General features: G+C 71.0%; 15 protein-coding genes and 1 pseudogene. 12 read left to right on the top strand and 4 right to left on the bottom strand.

What is annotated here, in order from left to right:
- From VGX25_RS32140 to VGX25_RS32130, 3 genes are all read left to right on the top strand, one after another.
- On the top strand, nucleotides 1–422 hold a 422-nt coding region (locus tag VGX25_RS32140; RefSeq protein ID WP_326921722.1), incomplete at its 5' end, for a glycerate kinase.
- A gap of 246 nt (nucleotides 423–668) precedes the next feature.
- Nucleotides 669–1028 (top strand): iron-sulfur cluster assembly accessory protein, encoded by a 360-nt coding sequence (locus tag VGX25_RS32135; protein ID WP_326921721.1) that lies wholly within the window; start codon nucleotides 669–671, stop codon nucleotides 1026–1028.
- A gap of 85 nt (nucleotides 1029–1113) precedes the next feature.
- A complete protein-coding gene (locus VGX25_RS32130; RefSeq protein ID WP_326921720.1) occupies nucleotides 1114–2049 on the top strand; it encodes a carbohydrate kinase family protein in 936 nt (311 codons plus the stop codon).
- Here VGX25_RS32130 and asnB read toward each other — a convergent pair.
- Nucleotides 2046–3974 carry an asparagine synthase (glutamine-hydrolyzing) gene (asnB, locus tag VGX25_RS32125; protein WP_326921719.1) on the bottom strand — a complete coding sequence of 643 codons (1929 nt, stop codon included), beginning with the start codon at nucleotides 3972–3974 and terminating at the stop codon, nucleotides 2046–2048. The genes VGX25_RS32130 and asnB overlap by 4 nt on opposite strands.
- Nucleotides 3975–4172: 198 nt before the next feature.
- Between asnB and VGX25_RS32120 the strand changes: the two genes are divergently transcribed.
- Nucleotides 4173–5093: a cytochrome c oxidase subunit II gene (locus VGX25_RS32120; protein WP_326921724.1), complete on the top strand. Its 921-nt coding sequence runs from the start codon at nucleotides 4173–4175 to the stop codon at nucleotides 5091–5093.
- Nucleotides 5094–5127: 34 nt separating this feature from the next.
- A complete protein-coding gene (locus tag VGX25_RS32115; protein ID WP_326921718.1) occupies nucleotides 5128–5529 on the top strand; it encodes a cytochrome c oxidase subunit 4 in 402 nt (133 codons plus the stop codon).
- Nucleotides 5530–5536: 7 nt separating this feature from the next.
- Here the strand turns inward: VGX25_RS32115 and trpD are convergent, their stop codons facing one another.
- Nucleotides 5537–6583, bottom strand: coding sequence for an anthranilate phosphoribosyltransferase (trpD, locus tag VGX25_RS32110; protein ID WP_326921717.1), 1047 nt, complete (start codon nucleotides 6581–6583; stop codon nucleotides 5537–5539).
- A 1-nt stretch (nucleotide 6584) separates the two neighbouring features.
- Nucleotides 6585–6995 carry a hypothetical protein gene (locus tag VGX25_RS32105; protein WP_326921716.1) on the bottom strand — a complete coding sequence of 137 codons (411 nt, stop codon included), beginning with the start codon at nucleotides 6993–6995 and terminating at the stop codon, nucleotides 6585–6587.
- 174 nt (nucleotides 6996–7169) lie between these two features.
- Here VGX25_RS32105 and VGX25_RS32100 point away from each other — a divergent pair, with 174 nt between their 5' ends.
- From VGX25_RS32100 to VGX25_RS32080, 5 genes are all read left to right on the top strand, one after another.
- Nucleotides 7170–7715: a heme-copper oxidase subunit III gene (locus VGX25_RS32100; protein ID WP_326921723.1), complete on the top strand. Its 546-nt coding sequence runs from the start codon at nucleotides 7170–7172 to the stop codon at nucleotides 7713–7715.
- 20 nt (nucleotides 7716–7735) lie between these two features.
- Nucleotides 7736–8539 (top strand): cytochrome c, encoded by an 804-nt coding sequence (locus tag VGX25_RS32095; RefSeq protein ID WP_326921715.1) that lies wholly within the window; start codon nucleotides 7736–7738, stop codon nucleotides 8537–8539.
- 22 nt (nucleotides 8540–8561) lie between these two features.
- Nucleotides 8562–9695, top strand: coding sequence for a ubiquinol-cytochrome c reductase iron-sulfur subunit (locus tag VGX25_RS32090; RefSeq protein ID WP_326921714.1), 1134 nt, complete (start codon nucleotides 8562–8564; stop codon nucleotides 9693–9695).
- 3 nt (nucleotides 9696–9698) lie between these two features.
- Nucleotides 9699–11354: a cytochrome bc complex cytochrome b subunit gene (locus tag VGX25_RS32085; protein WP_326921713.1), complete on the top strand. Its 1656-nt coding sequence runs from the start codon at nucleotides 9699–9701 to the stop codon at nucleotides 11352–11354.
- Nucleotides 11355–12065: 711 nt separating this feature from the next.
- Complete coding sequence (locus tag VGX25_RS32080; protein WP_326921712.1) at nucleotides 12066–12962, top strand: superoxide dismutase; 897 nt, start codon at nucleotides 12066–12068, stop codon at nucleotides 12960–12962.
- On the opposite strand, the gene VGX25_RS32075 is transcribed toward VGX25_RS32080, so the two are convergent.
- Nucleotides 12943–14655: a DEDD exonuclease domain-containing protein gene (locus VGX25_RS32075; RefSeq protein ID WP_326921711.1), complete on the bottom strand. Its 1713-nt coding sequence runs from the start codon at nucleotides 14653–14655 to the stop codon at nucleotides 12943–12945. The genes VGX25_RS32080 and VGX25_RS32075 overlap by 20 nt on opposite strands.
- Nucleotides 14656–14734: 79 nt before the next feature.
- Between VGX25_RS32075 and VGX25_RS32070 the strand changes: the two genes are divergently transcribed.
- Together VGX25_RS32070 and VGX25_RS32065 are read left to right on the top strand one after the other, a co-directional pair.
- Entirely contained in the window at nucleotides 14735–16117 is a 1383-nt protein-coding gene (locus VGX25_RS32070; protein ID WP_326921710.1) for an NYN domain-containing protein, read from the top strand.
- Nucleotides 16118–16154: 37 nt separating this feature from the next.
- Nucleotides 16155–16717 (top strand): annotated as a pseudogene (locus tag VGX25_RS32065) (D-alanyl-D-alanine carboxypeptidase); the annotation flags it as partial.

Here is a 16717-nt window from a genome sequence, read left to right as displayed (position 1 = left end):
AGGCCACCGGGCGCGAGGTCCGCGACGAGCCGGGCGCCGGGGCCGCCGGCGGTCTCGGCGCCGCGCTGCTCGCCCTCGGCGCCACCCTCGAGTCCGGGGCGGGCCTCGTGCGCCGGCTGACCGGCCTGGACGCGGCCATGGACGGGGTGCAGCTGGTGATCACCGGTGAGGGCAGCTTCGACTGGCAGTCGCTGCGCGGCAAGCTGGTCACCAGCGTGGCGTCGGCCGCGGCCGAGCGCGGCCTGCCGTGCGTCGCGCTGGCCGGGCAGGTCGCCGTCGGGCGCCGGGAGGCCGCCGCGGCCGGGGTGGAGCGGGCCTACTCGGTGGCCGAGCACGCCGGCTCGGTCGAGGCCTCGATGTCCGACCCGGCCGGTACCCTGACCGCGCTCGCCGCGGATGTGGCCCGGCAGTGGCGCCTGTGAGGGCGTACCGGCGCCGGGGCCGGGCCGGAGGCTCGCCGAGGGGTTGGTGGGGTGTCAGGCGCCGGTCGGCGACGTCGAGTGGTGCTTCCAGCCCTGACCCTGACGTTGAATGCAACAACACTGTGAGGTTCTTCACCGGCAGTCGAGCACGGCGTGACACCCGCTCGGTGGGCACTGTGTCACCATGGAACAAAACGCCGACTATCCCGGTTGTTCGGGTGTAGTAGCGAACCTCGAGGGAGAACCATGACCGCCGCGCAGCAGCACACCGAGACGGCTACCCACGGCGTGGAGCTGACCGAGGCCGCCGCCGCCAAGGCGAAGGCGCTGCTCGACCAGGAGGGCCGCGACGACATGCACCTGCGCATCGCCGTCCAGCCCGGAGGCTGCGCCGGCCTGCGCTACCAGCTCTTCTTCGACGAGCGCACGCTCGACGGCGACCTGTTCCGCGACTTCAACGGCCTGCGGGTGGCCGTCGACCGGATGAGCGCCCCCTACGTGCAGGGCGCCACGATCGACTTCGTCGACTCCATCGAGAAGCAGGGCTTCACGATCGACAACCCCAACGCCACCGGCTCCTGCGCCTGCGGCGACTCCTTCCACTGACAGGAACATTGCGCGTCCCGAGCACCGGGTAGGGTGAATCCTTGTGCCCGTTGCCGTCACTGGAAGTATCGCCACCGATCATTTGATGCACTTCCCGGGGAAGTTCTCCGAGCAGCTCGTGGCCGAGCAGCTGCACCGGGTGTCGCTCAGCTTCCTCGTCGATGACCTGGTAGTGCGCCGGGGCGGAATCGGCGCCAACATCGCGTTCGGCATGGCCGTGCTCGGCTGCCAGCCGATCCTGGTCGGCGCGGTCGGTGACGACTTCGCCGACTACCGCTCGTGGCTGGAGCGCCACGGCGTCGACTGCGCAGGCGTGCGGGTCTCCGAGGTCGCGCACACCGCCCGGTTCGTCTGCACCACCGACGACGACATGTGCCAGATCGCCTCGTTCTACGCCGGCGCGATGGCCGAGGCCCGGCTCATCGAGCTGGCCCCGGTCGCCGCCGCGGCCGGCGGGCTTGAGCTGGTGATGATCAGCCCCGACGACCCGGCCGCCATGATCCGCCACGCCGAGGAGTGCCGCCAGCGCGGCTACACCTTCGCCGTCGACCCCTCGCAGCAGCTGGCCAGAATGGACGGCGAGCACATCCGTCAGTTCATCTCCGGCGCGAGCTACCTGTTCTCCAACGACTACGAGTGGGAGCTGCTGCTCCGCAAGACCGGCTGGGCCGAGGCGGAGGTGATGAAGCGGGTCGGCGCGCGGGTCACCACGCTGGGGGAGAAGGGTGTGGAGATCGTCTCGGCGGCCGGCGAGACCCTGCACGTGGACGCCGTGCCCGAGACCGCCAAGGCCGACCCGACCGGCGTCGGCGACGGGTTCCGCGCCGGTTTCCTCGCCGGCCTGACCAAGGGCCTGAGCCAGGAGCACGCCGCCCAGCTCGGCTCCTACATCGCCGTGCTGGTCCTGGAGACCGTCGGCACCCAGGAGTGGACCTTCGACCGGACCGAGGCCGTCACCCGCATCGGCGGCGCATACGGCCCGGACGCCGCCGCCGAGATCGAGAAGATCCTTCCGGCCTAGAGCTTCACCGGGTAGTGCGGCTCGGGCACCTCGGGCTTGATCCGGTCCTCGATGAAGATCCCGTGCCACAGCATGTAGACCAGCAGCGCCCAGATGCGGCGGCTGTGGTCGAGCGATCCGGCCCGGTGCTCCTCGAGCAGGCGCAGGACGGCGTTGCGGTCCAGCTCCCGGTCGGTCTGCGACTTGACCACGATGTCGCGCGCCCAGTCGTACATCTCGTCGCGCAGCCACAGCCGGATCGGGACGGGGAAGCCGAGCTTGCGCCGGTTCAGCACGTGGGCGGGGACGATCCCGTCCAGCGCGCGGCGCAGCGCGTACTTGGTGGTCTCCTTGGTGACCTTCTGGTCGAGGGGGATCCGGGAGGCGACCGCGAACACCTCGGGGTCGAGGAACGGCACCCGCAGCTCCAGCGAGTTGGCCATGGTCATCTTGTCGGCCTTGACCAGGATGTCGCCGCGCAGCCAGGTGAACAGGTCGACGTGCTGCATCCGGGTCACCGGGTCCCAGGTCCGCGACTCCCGGTACGGGCCGGCGGTGACGTCGGCGTGCCCGATGTGCGGGTCGAACGTCTGCAGCACCGTGCGCAGCTGGTCGTCGCGGAAGATCCGGGCGTTGCCGTAGTAGCGCTCCTCCAGCGACAGCGCGCCGCGGCGCAGCAGGTCCTTGCCGCGGGTGCCCTCGGGGATGTGCCGGGAGAACGCGCCCATCGCGCGCCGCAGCGAGCCGGGCACCCGCTCGAACGGGCGCAGCGACAGCGGCTCGCGGTAGATCGTGTAGCCGCCGAACAGCTCGTCGGCCCCCTCACCGGACAGCACCACCTTGACGTGCTTGCGCGCCTCGCGGGCGATGAACCACAGCGGCACCAGCGCCGGGTCGGCCACCGGGTCGTCGAGGTACCAGACGATCAACGGCAGCGCGGCCATCATCTCGTCGGCGTTGACCGTGCGGACGACGTGCTTGACGCCGATCGCGGCGGCGGACTCGGCCGCGACGTCGACCTCGGAGTAGCCCTCCCGCTCGAAGCCGGTGGTGAAGGTGATCAGGTTCGGGTTGTGCTCCTTGGCCAGCGCGGCGATCGCGGTGGAGTCGATGCCGCCGGACAGGAACGACCCGACCGTGACGTCGGCCCGCATGTGCTTGGCCACCGAGTCGCGCATGACGTCGGCGATCTCGTCGTAGAGCCGCTCGGCGTCGGTGGAGTCGGTCACCGGCCGCGGGCGGAACTCCGGCTTGAAGTACCGCTTGATCATCGGCTGGTCGCCGGGGGAGACGGTGAAGCAGGTGCCGGACTCGATCCGCCTGATCTGGGTGTGCAGCGACTCCGGCTCCGGGACGTACTGCAGCACCAGGTAGTGCTGCAGCGCGGTGCGGTCCAGCTCGGTCGCGATGCCCAGCAGCGGCGCGAGCTCGAGCAGCGACTTCTTCTCGCTGGAGAACGCCACCCCGCCGGGGCCGCTGGCGTAGAACAGCGGCTTGATCCCGAACGGGTCCCTGGCGCCGAACAGCGTGCCGCGCTCGCTGTCCCAGATCAGGAACGCGAACATGCCGCGCAGCCGCCCGACCGCCGAGGGTCCGAGGTAGTGGTACGCGGCCACGACCGCCTCGGTGTCGCCCTCGGTGTTGAACTGTGCCATGTGCATGTCGGCCAGCTCGGCGCGCAGCTCGAGGTAGTTGTAGATCTCGCCGTTGAACAGGATCGCGTACCGCTCCGGGGACTCCGGCGGCCCCCACAGCAGCGGCTGGTGCGAGTGCTCGATGTCGATGATCGACAGCCGGTTGAAGCCGAAGACGACCTCACCACCCGACCAGGTGCCGGTCTCGTCCGGCCCGCGATGGCGCTGGCAGCGCACCGCCGAGCCGACCGCGGACCGGGCCGTGGCGGCGTCGAGATCGGAGGGGCAGACCAGGCCAAGCAGACCACACACGCTTCCGTCGCACCTCTCGTGTCGACCGCATTTGGAGTTCCCGGCCAGTATGTCCGGCGCGCCCCTGGCGGCGGCCACCGCCTCCCCCGTGTTTCCGGTCGCTCCCGCGAGACCGACCCACCCACCCGGGCCTCACGTCCGCTCCTCGGTAAGCTCCGCCCTGGACGAACGTGGGAGCGAGGAGGAGCAGCTGTGCCCATGGTGCGCACGCCGGCAAAGCGCCTAGCCAAGATCGGCGGTCTTGCCGGGTTCGTTGCCCTCACGGCGACCGGTTGCTCCGCCGAGGAAGTGCTCCGGTTCGGCTGGCCGGACCCGGTCACCCCCCAGGGCGAGCGGATGCTGACCTTCTGGACCTGGTCCACGGTCGCCGCGCTGGGCGTCGGCGTGATCGTCTGGACGCTGATCCTCTGGCCGGTCGTCGCGCACCGCAGGCGCGGCGACACGCTGCCGAGGCAGTTCCAGTACAACCACTTCCTCGAGTTCTTCTACACCGGCATCCCGGCGATCATGGTGGTGATCCTGTTCTACTTCACCATGACGACGCAGAACTACGTGCTGGCCGAGGCAGGGCCGGACGACGTCGACGTCACCGTGGACGTCACCGCGTTCCAGTGGAACTGGGAGTTCGCCTACCGCGGCACCAACACGGGGGACGGCCAGCCGGTCCGCACGCTCGGCACGTCCTCGGAGATTCCGATCCTGGTGCTGCCCACCCAGCGGACCATCGAGTACAACCTGCGCGCCCGCGACGTCATCCACTCGTTCTTCGTGCCGGAGTTCAACTTCAAGCGCGACGTGTTCCCCAACCCGGAGAAGAACAACCAGGACGGCACCTTCCAGAACCAGATCGACCGGGAGGGCTCGTTCGTCGGCCGGTGCGCGGAGCTGTGCGGGATCTACCACTCGGCCATGAACTTCGAGGTGCGCGCGCTCAACCCGGACCGGTTCGAACGGTACCTGGAGTTGCGGCAGCGCCAGAACCCGCAGACCCGGGAGCCGTACACGGCGGCCGAGGCGCTGGCCGAGCTGCAGTCGACCGATCCGAGCTGCGGCGCGCTGTGCTCACCGCTCGCCACGACCACCCAGCCGTTCGACACCAGGCGCAACACGGCGCGCTGAGCGGGCCCGACGTGATGGAAAGGGTGCACCCAGCATGAAGGTCGAGGCCAGGCTCTTCGACGTCATCACCGTGTTCTTCTTCTTGGCCGCGATCATCTACGGGTTGTGGGCCAAGGAGGTCGTCGGCATCGTCGGTCTGATCCTCACCGGCGGCCTGTCGTTGCTCGTCGCGTCGTACTTCCACTTCGTCGCCCGCCGCACCGCGGGGCGCGCCGAGGACAACCCGGACGCCGAGATCGCCGACGGCGCCGGCGAGCTGGGCTTCTTCAGCCCCGGCAGCTACTGGCCGGTCGGCGTCGCCGCGGCCGCCGCCCTCGCCGCCCTCGCCATGGCCTTCTGGCAGGTCTGGCTGCTCGTCATCGCCGTGGTCTGCCTGCTGCTCACGGTCGGCGGCCTGGTCTTCGAGTACCACACCCGGCCGAACGCCACGGACTAACCCCAGCTCACGACAGTTCGGTTGAGCGGCTGATCCACCGGTCGAGGAGGTCGTGGGCGGCGCCCGAGTCGATGGCCTCGGTGGCGGCGGCGAGGCCGGCGGCCAGGTCCGTGTGCAGGTCGTCGGACAGGCCGCGGAAGGCGGCGATCGCGGCGGCGGCGTTGAGCAGGACCATGTCGCGGATGGGGCCGGGGGTGCCGGACAGCACCGTGCGCACCGCGCCGGCGTTGGCCGCGGCGTCGCCGCCGATCAGGTCGTCGAGGCGGGCCGCGGGCAGGCCGAGGCGGGCCGGGTCGATCTTGTCGGGGCGGACCGAGCCGCCGGAGACGACCCAGGCCGTGGTCGTCGTGGTGGTGGTGATCTCGTCGAGGCCGTCGTCACCGCGGACCACGAGCATGCTGAAGCCGCGGCCAGCCAGGACCTCGGCCATGATCGGGGCCATCCGCGGGTTCGCGCAGCCAACCAGGCCGGCGGCCGGCTGGGCCGGGTTGGTCAGCGGCCCCAGCACGTTGAACACGGTCGGGATGCCGATCTCGGTGCGGGTCGGCCCGGCGTGCCGCAGCGCCGGGTGGAACGCCTTGGCGAAGCAGAAGCCGATACCCAGCTCCTCGACGCAGGTCGCCACCGCGGCCGGGGACAGCTCGATGGCCACGCCGAGCGCCTCGAGCACGTCGGCCGAGCCGCACTGGGAGGACGCCGCCCGGTTGCCGTGCTTGACCACCGGGATCCCGGCGGCCGCGACCACAAGGGCGCTCATCGTGGAGAAGTTCACGGTGCGGGACTGGTCCCCGCCGGTGCCCACCACGTCGGCCGCCGGCATCGGGACCGTCACCCGCAGGGCGTGCCCGAGCATCGCCGAGGCCATCCCGGCCACCTCGTCGGCGGTCTCGCCCTTGGCCCGCAGCGCCACCGCGAACGCGCCGATCTGGGACGGGGTCGCGTTGCCCGACATGATCTCGTTCATCGCCCACGAGGTGTCCTCGGCGGCGAGGTCCTGCCGGGCCACGAGCTGGTTGAGCAATGCCGGCCAGGACCGGCTCCCGGTGGTGCCCATGTCAGCCGCGCACCACCGGAAGCCGCCGGTTGCGCAGCACGTCGGCGACGGTCTCCGCGGCGGCCAGCGGGTCGAGCGGGTAGATGATCACCGCATCCGCCTGCGACCAGGTGGCCAGCCAGCGGTCGTCCTTGCGCCGCACCGCGATGACGATCGGCGGGCAGTCGTCGATCTCGTGCTTGAGCTGGCGGCACAGCCCGATGCCGCCGGTCGGCTGGGCCTCGCCGTCGAGGATCGCCAGGTCGACCCCGCCGGCGTCCATGATCATCAACACCTCGGCGACGGTGTCCGCCTCGACGAAGTCGACCCGCCCGATGTCGGCGGCCGGGCGGCGGCCGACGGCTGTGATGATGGTCTCCCGGACCGGCTGCCGGTGGCTGTACACAAGGATCTTCAGCGGCTGCGAGCTCATCGGGGCGCCCCTCGGCAATCGACCAGCGTTGATGGGCACGAATGCTATCCGGAGCGGCCCGCGACGCGCCGCGGACCCGATCCGGCGACGGCGACTACAGCAAGACATAATGCCCGCGTGACGTCCGCAGCGCCCTCCATCAGCCAGCGTGTGCACTCGCTGAACCGGCCGAACATGGTCAGCGTCGGCACGATCATCTGGCTGTCCAGTGAGCTGATGTTCTTCGCCGGCCTGTTCGCCATGTTCTTCACGGTGAAGGCGCAGAACGCGGGCCCGTGGCCGCCGCCGGACGACGCGGTGCTGAACCGGCCCTACGCGCTGGTTGTCACGATCGTGCTCGTCGCCTCGTCCTTCACCTGTCAGATGGGTGTGTTCGCGGCGGAGAAGGGCGACGTGTTCGGGTTGCGCAGGTGGTACGTGCTCACCTTGATCATGGGCACGTTCTTCGTGCTCGGTCAGGCCAACGAGTACCGCAGCCTGATCGAGGAGGGGACCACGATCCCCGACTCGGCCTACGCCACGGTGTTCTACATGACCACCGGGTTCCACGGCCTGCACGTCACCGGGGGACTGGTCGCGTTCGTCTTCCTGCTGTGGCGCACCAAGCTGAGCAAGTTCACGCCCGCCCAGGCCACCTCGGCGATCGTCGTGTCCTACTACTGGCACTTCGTCGACGTCGTCTGGATCGGCCTGTTCACCGTGATCTATTTCATCCCGTGAGCGCAAGGGTGCCCGCACAGATGATCATGAAGAGGCTACGGAGCCGCTCGAAGCTGCACCGCCGGGTCGCCGGCCTGCTGGCGCTGGCCGTCGCCCTCATCGGCGCCGGCGCGCTGTACAGCCTGGTGCTGCCGGCTCCGCAGACCGCGCAGGCCAACCAGCCGGACTCGGTGGCCGTCCAGCAGGGCCGGCAGATCTACAACACCACGTGCATCTCGTGCCACGGCAAGAACCTCGAGGGCGTGGACGGCCGGGGACCGAGCCTGGTGGGCATCGGCGAGGCCGCCGTGTACTTCCAGACCGAGACCGGCCGGATGCCGGCGGTGCAGCAGGGCGCGCAGATGGACGAGAAGCCAAGGGTGCTCACGCCGGACGAGATCGAGAAGCTGATGGCGTTCATCCAGTCGCAGGGCGGCGGGCCCACCATGCCCGAGGAGCGCGGCGAGGAGCTGCGCGGCACCGACCCGGCCCGCGGCGGCGAGCTGTTCCGGCTCAACTGCGCCTCGTGCCACAACTTCACCGGCCGCGGCGGCGCGCTGTCCTCCGGCAAGTTCGCCCCGGAGCTCGACGGCTCCACGGAGGACGAGATCTACGCCGCCATGCTCTCCGGGCCGGAGAGCATGCCGAGGTTCTCCGAGCGCCAGCTCACCCCCGAGGAGAAGAAGGACATCATCGCCTACGTCAAGTCGGTGACCGACGGGAACAACAACCCCGGTGGCAACCCGATCGGCGGCCTCGGGCCGCAGTCGGAGGGCTTGATCGCGTTCATCGTGGGAATGGCCGCGCTGCTCGGCATCACCCTGTGGATTGGGGCCAAGCATTGAGCATCATCAGCGGGAGCGACCAATGAACTCAGACAAGCCGGACCTGCCGAGCGAGGCCGAGCTCGCCGACATGGACCGCGACGAGCTGTCCCGGCTCGGCGCCCGGCTCGACGGGGTCGAGGTGGTCGAGGCCCCCGACCCGTGGCCGGTCAAGGGAACAAGGGCGGAGAAGCGCGCCGAGCGGCAGATCGCCTTCTGGTTCACGCTCTCCGCGCTGGCCGGGCTCGCGTTCGTCGTCATCTTCATCTGGTGGCCGTCGAAGTACGAGCCGCCGCGGGACGAGGAGTTCCAGGCCTACTACTGGTACACGCCGCTGCTGGGCCTCACGCTGGGCCTGTCCATTCTCGGCCTCGGCATCGGCGTGATGTCGTACACCAAGAAGTTCCTCCCGCACGAGATCGCGGTGCAGGAGCGGCACGACGGCGGCTCCAACGAGCTGGACAAGGCGACGATCCTCGCCCAGCTGTCCGAGACCGGCGAACGCAGCGGGATCGCCCGGCGCTCGCTGATCAAGCGCTCGGCCGGCGCCGGGGCCGGCGTGCTCGGGCTCGGCCTCGGGGTGTTCACCCTGGGCGCGTTCGTGCGCAACCCGCACGCCCAGTCCGAGGGTCCGGACGGGCTGTGGCACACCGGCTGGCAGAACCCGCCCGGCAGCACCGAGAAGGTGTTCCTGCGCCGCGACACCGGCCGCCCGGGCGAGGTCTCCCTGGTCCGCCCGGAGGATTTGGACGCGGGTGCGATGGAGACGGTGTTCCCGTTCCGCGAGTCCGAGCGCGGCGACGAGCACAAGCTGCTCCTGGCGCTGCAGCGGGCCGACAACCCGGTCATGCTGATCCGCCTACGCCCCGACGACGCCCGCCGGGTGATCAAGCACCAGGGCCAGGAGGACTTCAACTACGGCGACTTCTACGCCTACACCAAGATCTGCAGCCACCTCGGCTGCCCGACCTCGCTGTACGAGCAGCGAACCAACCGGATCCTGTGCCCCTGCCACCAGTCGCAGTTCAACGCGCTGGAGTACGCCAAGCCGATCTTCGGCCCGGCCACCCGCAAGCTGGCCCAACTGCCGATCGACGTGGACCCGGAGACTGGCTACTTCTACGCCAAGCGTGATTTCATCGAGGCTATCGGGCCGGCATTCTGGGAGCGAGCGTAAGTCATGAGTGGACTCACAACGCCCACGAAGCCCACGAGCATGGCCACCCGGCTGGCGGGTGGCGCGGCGAAGTGGACCGACGACCGGTACCACCTCGCCGGTGGGCTGCGCCGGCAGCTGAACAAGGTCTTCCCGACGCACTGGTCGTTCCTGCTCGGCGAGATCGCGCTGTACAGCTTCATCGTGCTGCTGCTGTCCGGCACCTACCTGGCGCTGTTCTTCGACCCCTCCATGGCGGAGGTCACCTACCAGGGCAGCTTCCAGAACCTGCAGGGCGTCCCGATGACCAGGGCGTACGAGTCGACCCTGTTCATCACGTTCGACGTGCGCGGCGGCTTGTTCGTCCGCCAGGTGCACCACTGGTCCGCGCTGCTGTTCATGGCCGCGATCGTCGTGCACATGTTCCGGACGTTCTTCACCGGCGCGTTCCGCCGCCCGCGTGAGATCAACTGGGTCATCGGCGTGCTGCTGTTCGTGCTCGGCGCCACCGAGGGCCTGTTCGGCTACTCCCTGCCGGACGACCTGCTGTCCGGCGCCGGACTGCGGATCACCGCAAGCCTGATCATCTCGATCCCGGTGATCGGCACCTGGTCGAGCTGGCTGCTGTTCGGCAGCGAGTTCCCCGGCACGGAGATCATTCCCCGGCTGTACACGCTGCACATCCTGCTGATCCCCGGCCTGATGCTGGCGCTGATCGCGGTGCACGTCGGCCTGGTCTGGTACCAGAAGCACACCCAGTTCCCCGGCGTGCGCCGCAAGGAGACCAACGTGGTCGGCGTGCGCATCATGCCGATCTTCGCGGTCAAGGCCGGCGGCTTCACCGCGGTCGTGATCGGGGTGACCGCGCTGCTCGGTGGCCTGTTCCAGATCAACCCGATCTGGAACTTCGGGCCGTTCAGCGCGGCCGACGTGTCCGCGGGCACCGTGCCGGACTGGTACATGGGGTGGACCGACGGGTTGCTCCGACTGTGGCCCGCCTGGGAGATCGACCTCGGCAACTACATCATTCCCGCGGCGTTCTTCCCGTTCATGATGGGCTTGCCCATGCTGACCGCGATCGCCGCAGTCTACCCGTGGATCGAGAAGAAGTTCACCAAGGACTACGCGCACCACAACCTGCTCCAGCGCCCCCGCGACGTGCCCGTGCGCACCAGCCTCGGCGTCATGGCCATCACCTACTTCATGGTGTCGCTGCTGTCCGCCGCCAACGACGTCCTGGCCGACAAGTTCCACATCTCGCTCAACGCGACGACCTGGATCGGCCGCATCGGCCTGCTCCTGCTCCCGCCGCTGGCCTACTTCATCACCTACCGCCTCTGCCTCGGCCTGCAACGCTCCGACCGCGCGGTCCTCGAGCACGGCGTCGAAACCGGCATCATCAAACGCCTCCCACACGGCGAGTTCATCGAGATCCACCAGCCCCTCGGCGGGGTCGACGCGCACGGCCATCCGATCCCGCTGGAGTACCAGGGCGCCCCCGTCCCCAAGAAGATGAACAAGCTCGGCTCCGCCGGCGAACCCGTCGCCGGGTCCCTGCTGCGCCCCGACCCCGCGGACGAGACCGCCGCCCTTGCCCGCGCCCGCGCGGCCCAGCACGGCGCCGAACCCAGCCCCGAGCTGGCCGGCGAGGACACCACCCGCAAGATCGGCCCCGCCTGATCGCGATGCGGGACGCCTTCATGGCATCGAGCGTCCCGAAGGCGTCCTTCTCGCGTCCATCCCGCCGGAGACGATTCCGGTGCGCATGATCAGCGTGCCGAATTCAAGCCTGGCGCCGGACCTGGCAAGCGTGCACAGCGGCGAGCCATTCGTCCATGGTGTTCCTCATCGGATTGGGTAGTGGCTGCCTGGGTTCAGCTTCTTCGATAGCTTGATCTTGAGCCCGCGGGCGGCGTCCGGATCGAGTTTCTCCAACGACACGTCCTGAGGATGTCCACGATCGTCGTGGCGTCGTGCAGCTGCTGATGTTTGAGTCCCTCGATCAACTCATGGAGGAATCGTGTCGTCTCGGTGCTGGGCGAGCTGACGACGGACCGCGCGGTCCTCCTCGGCTCGGTTCCGGGTCGTGACGGTCGATCTTGTCCCTTGAGTTGCCGCTAGCCGGGTTGGGGGATGGCGAGGATAGCGTCGAGCTTCTCGCCTCGGCGAGCTTGCCCCGTGGTGGCGTAGGAGCAGCCGTAGCGGTGGTGTCAACAGCGGCCGCGTCGAGGTGGCGTTCGGTGTGACCGGGCAGCGGTGCGGGATTCGGAGAACGGCTCCGGACCCGTCCCGTGGTTCGGTGTGCGGACTTGGGGGATCTTCGTTCGAACCGGATCGGGTTCGTTGTCGTAGTGCCCCAGCGGGGGACCGACAACGGAAGGGATCCCGATCATGTTCCGTCGCCGTACGTTCCTGGCCGCCGCCGTCGCCGTGCCGGTTGCCACGACCGCCCTTGCCAGCCCGGCGAGCGCGGACCACGTGTTCCCGACGGAGTTTCCGCTGCCGAACGGGTTCCTGCCCGAGGGGATCGCCACCGGGCCGGGGCCGTTCGCGTACTTCGGGTCGCGGGCCGACGGGCGGATCTACCGGGCGAACCTGGTCACCGGCACCGGACAGGTGGTCAGCGCGGGCCCCGGCACCCCGTCGGTCGGGCTGAAGACCGACAATCGCCGGATCTTCGTGGCCGGCGGCACCGCGGGCAACGGCCGAGTCATCGACCTGCGCACCGGCGAGATCCTCGCCAGCCACCAGTTCACCACCGGCACGAGCTTCGTCAACGACGTCGTGCTCACCCCGGGGGCCGCCTGGTTCACCGACTCCATGAACCCCGTCCTCTACCGGCTGAGTCGCGGTGAGGTGACCAACGTCGCGCTGTCCGGCGACTACGTGCACGTCGCGGGGTTCAACGCCAACGGCATCGCCCGCACCCCGGACGGGCGCGCCCTGCTGATCGTCCAGTCCGCCACCGGCAAGCTGTTCCGGGTCGACCCGCGCACCGGCGCGGCGCTGCTGGTCGACCTCGGCGGCGAGCTGCTCACCAACGGCGACGGCCTGCTGCTCGACGGCCGCACGCTGTTCGCCGTGCAGAACCAGCTCAACCGGGTCGCCGTGATCCGCCTCAACCACGCCGGAACCGCCGGCCGGGTCGTCGAGCACCGCACCGACCCGCGATTCGACATCCCCACCACGGTCGCCGCCTTCGGCAACCGCCTCTACCTGCCCAACGCCCGCTTCAACACGCCGCCGGAGCCGACCACCCCGTACAACGTCATCGCGATCCGTCGCTGACCGACGGCTCGGCCCGCTCCAGCCAGGGGCGCCAGCTCGCCGCGCAGTGGGCGGGCTCGGTCCACGGCTGGGAGCAGCGGACCATCCGGGTGCCGGGCCGGTCCAGCCAACGCAGCACCGCGGCCACCTCCTCGGCCGGGGCGCCGCGCAACGGCCCGGCGCCCGGCCGCACGGTCTCGCCCGCGGCGATCAGCTCCTCGACAACGGGCATCGGCGGCACGCCGCGGCGCGCCACCCCGGCAGAGGCCAGCCGGCCATGCCGGACGACCGCGAACTCCCAACCACCGTGGGAGTCCGGCCGGGCGGCGACCAGCTCCGGCACGGCGGCCAGTGCGGCGAGTCGCTGACCCCGGTCCAACGCCCGGATCAGCGTGCGCATCCGGTCGCGGTCGAGGGCCGCCTGCTCGTAGCGGCCGGCCGCGGCCAGCCGGGCGAGCCGATCCGCCAAGTGCCGCAACGGGTCCAGCCGCCGCCCGGCGACCAGCAGGTTGATCGCCTCGACCGACGGGCGGTACTCCTCGACGCTCTGCCGGCCGGCGCACGGCGCTTTGCACCGGCCCAGCTCGGCCAGCGCGCACGGCCGGCCGTGCGGTGCGTGGGCCGGGATCCGCACGGTGCACGGCCGGATGCCGGTGGCCTCCTGCAGGGCGAGCGCGGCCTGCTCGGCGAGGCGGGAGGAGCGGAACGGGCCGAGCGCGCCGTCGCGCGGGGAGCGCACCACCGACAGCCGCGGGAAGGCCTCGTGGGTCAGCGTGATCCACCAGGTGCCGCGCGGATTCTTGGACCGGCGGTTGTACATCGGCTTGTGCGCGGCGATCAGGCGCAGCTCGCGCACCTCCGCCTCGAGCGGGTGCGCGCAGGTCACCGCGTCCACCCGGACCGCGAGCCGGACCATCTCGCGCAGCCGCCGCCGGGTCTCGCTTGCCGTGAAGTACTGCCGCACCCGGCGCCGCAGGTCCGACGCCGTGCCCACGTAGAGGACCTCTTCGCGCGGCCCCCGGAACAGGTACACGCCGGGCTCGTGCGGCAGGTGCTCCGCCAGGGTGCGCTTGCGGCGCTGCTCCGGCGTGACGTCCGGGATGTAGTCGAGCAGCTCCTCCAGCGTGTGCACGCCCAACGAACCTACCCGCTCCAGCAGCCCGTGCAGCACGTCCACGGTGGCTTTGGCGTCCGGCAGCGCGCGGTGGATCGGGGCGACGGTCGCGTGGAACATCGTGGCCAGGGCGGACAGCCGGCACGACGGCGCCTCGTCGCGGGTGAGCACCCGCCGGGCCAGCTTGGCCGTGCACACCACGGCCGGCTTCGGCCAGCGGTACCCGAACCTGGTGCACGCCGCCCGCATGAACCCGATGTCGAACCCGGAGTTGTGCGCCACCAGCACCGAACCCACGCTGAACTCCAGGAACGCCGGCAGCACCTGCTCCAGCTTCGGGGCGGTGTACACCATCGCGTTGGTGATTCCGGTCAGCGAGACGATCTCCGGCGGGATGCCGCGGCCGGGGTCGACCAGCGTGGCGAACTCGCCGAGCACCTCACCGCCGCGCACCTTGACCGCGCCGATCTCGGTGACCGTGTCGGACTCCGGGCTTCCGCCGGTGGTCTCGAGGTCGAACACGACGAACGTGGTCGACCGCAGCGGCGTGCCGAGCTCGTCGAAGGAGAGCTGGCTCTTGCCGTCCCGAAGCCTGGACATCGAGCGCGACGCTAGGGCACGGCACCGACAGAAACCGACAGAAACAGTGTCATGACGGCCACCCGGTTAACCTTGGGGGATGGCACCGTCATCCGAGCCGGTCGAGCCGACGCCGCCCGCCGCGCCGGCCGAGCCGTCCACCGTGGACGGAGCGGATGACGCCCATCCCAACGGGTCCACTGTGGACTGGAGCCGGCTGCCCGACGCGGTCCGCACCCGGCTTGCCGAGCTGGGCTCCGAGGCCATCGGCGTCCTGCCGCGCGTGGACATCCCGCAGCAGCTCCGGGCCGTCGCCCGGTTCGCGCCGGCCAAGCGTGCCCGGCTGGGCGCCGGCACGATCATCGGCAGCCTGCGCGACTCGATCGCCTTCCGCACCGCGGTCGTGGAGTGGTGCCGCGAGCACCGACCGGCCGCGCTCGACCTCGGCGGCGGCGACCCGGTCTCGGTGGCCGCGGCCGCCGTCCTGCTCGGCGAGGACACCGCGGAGCACTACCTGGAGCTGGTCTCCCGACGCGCCTCGGACGCCACCCTGCGCGCCGAACGCGACGCCGCCGTGGCCAAGCTGGAACGCCTCGAGGCCGACCTGCGCCGGGTGCAGGCCGACCTGGACGCGGCGCACGGCCTTGCCGACCGGGTCCGCGCGGAGGGCGAGACCGAGCTGGAGCGGCTCCGCAAGAAGCTGCGCGAGCAGGGCGTCAAGCTGCGCGAGGCGCGCGACGAGGCCGCGCGGGCGGTCTCCGAGATCAACCGGGTCAGGGCCGAGGCCATGGCCGAGGTGGCCGCCCTGACCGAGCAGCGGGACCGCGAGCGCGACCGCGCCGAGCACGAGCGGACCAGGGCCGAACGCGCCGAGGCCGACGCCGAGATCGCCCGCCAGTCCGCGCGCGAGGCCCGGCAGGCCGACGAGGTCCGGCTCGCGCTGCTGGTCGACACGCTGGACGGCGCCGTCACCGGGCTGCGCAGGGAGCTGGCCCTCGGCGGCGCCGGTCCGCGCCCGGCCGACCTGGTCCGCGGCGCCACCGCCGCGCAGGGCGTCGTCGGCCGGGTGGAGGACCCGGCCGCGCTTGACCGGCTGCTCGCGCTGCCGTCGGTGCACCTTGTCGTGGACGGCTACAACGTCACCAAGACCGGCTATCCCGAGCTGTCCCTGTCCGACCAGCGCGACCGGCTGATCCGCCAGCTGGCCGCGCTGTCCGCCCGGACGTCGGCCGAGGTCACGCTCGTGTTCGACGGCGCTGGCGTGGTCGCCGTCCCGACCGCCGCGCCGCGCGGCGTGCGGGTCCTGTTCAGCGACCCTGGCGTCCTCGCCGACGACGTGATCCGCGCCCTGGTCACCGCGGAGCCCGAGGGCCGCCCCGTGGTCGTGGTCACCTCCGACCGCGCCGTCGCCGACTCCGTCCGCAGGCGGGGCGCCCACCCGGTGCCCTCCGCCGTGCTTCTGGCCCGCCTCGGCCGGGTGTGACCCGTTACGTGATCGCTTTCGCGGCGTTAGACCACACGTGGAGACGGGAGCGCGGGCGGGTGCCGTGGCCGGTGTCGCGCTCCTGCTCGCCGCCCTGCTGGTGAGCCAGCCGCCGGCCGCCGCGCAGCCCGATCCCGACCGGGTGGAGGCCGGCGTCGCGCCCGGCGCGCCGGTGCCGGACACCCGGCCGGGCGAGGCGTTCGCCGACCCCAAGGTGGCCCAGCTCCAGCGCACCGCCTCGGCCGTCCAGCGGGAGCTCGGCGACCTGGCCGGGCAGATCCATCTCGCCGAGGTTGAGTTGCAGAAAGCGACCGACCAACTCGCCAGGGCCCGCGCCGAGCGCGAGGCGGCCGACGCGACCGTCGCCGCGCAGCAGCAGGAGGTCGACGCCTACTCCGCGGCGGTGTTCTCCGCCATGTCCCGGCCGAGCGGCGTGCAGGTGCTGCTCACCGCCGCCAACCCGGACGACTTCCTGCACGGCTCGGAGCTCGTCGCGGCCATCCGCGCCGACCAGGACGGACGCCTGTCCGCCGCGCTGCGCCGCCAGGGCGCCGCGCTGGCCGCCGAGCGCGCCGCGGCCGACGCCGAGCGGGCCGCGGG

This window comes from Actinophytocola sp., from assembly GCF_035942955.1.
Lineage (GTDB): Bacteria > Actinomycetota > Actinomycetes > Mycobacteriales > Pseudonocardiaceae > DASYTH01.
The sequence above is the reverse complement of the archived record's forward strand: the minus strand, read 5'-3'. Positions and strand labels throughout refer to the sequence as shown.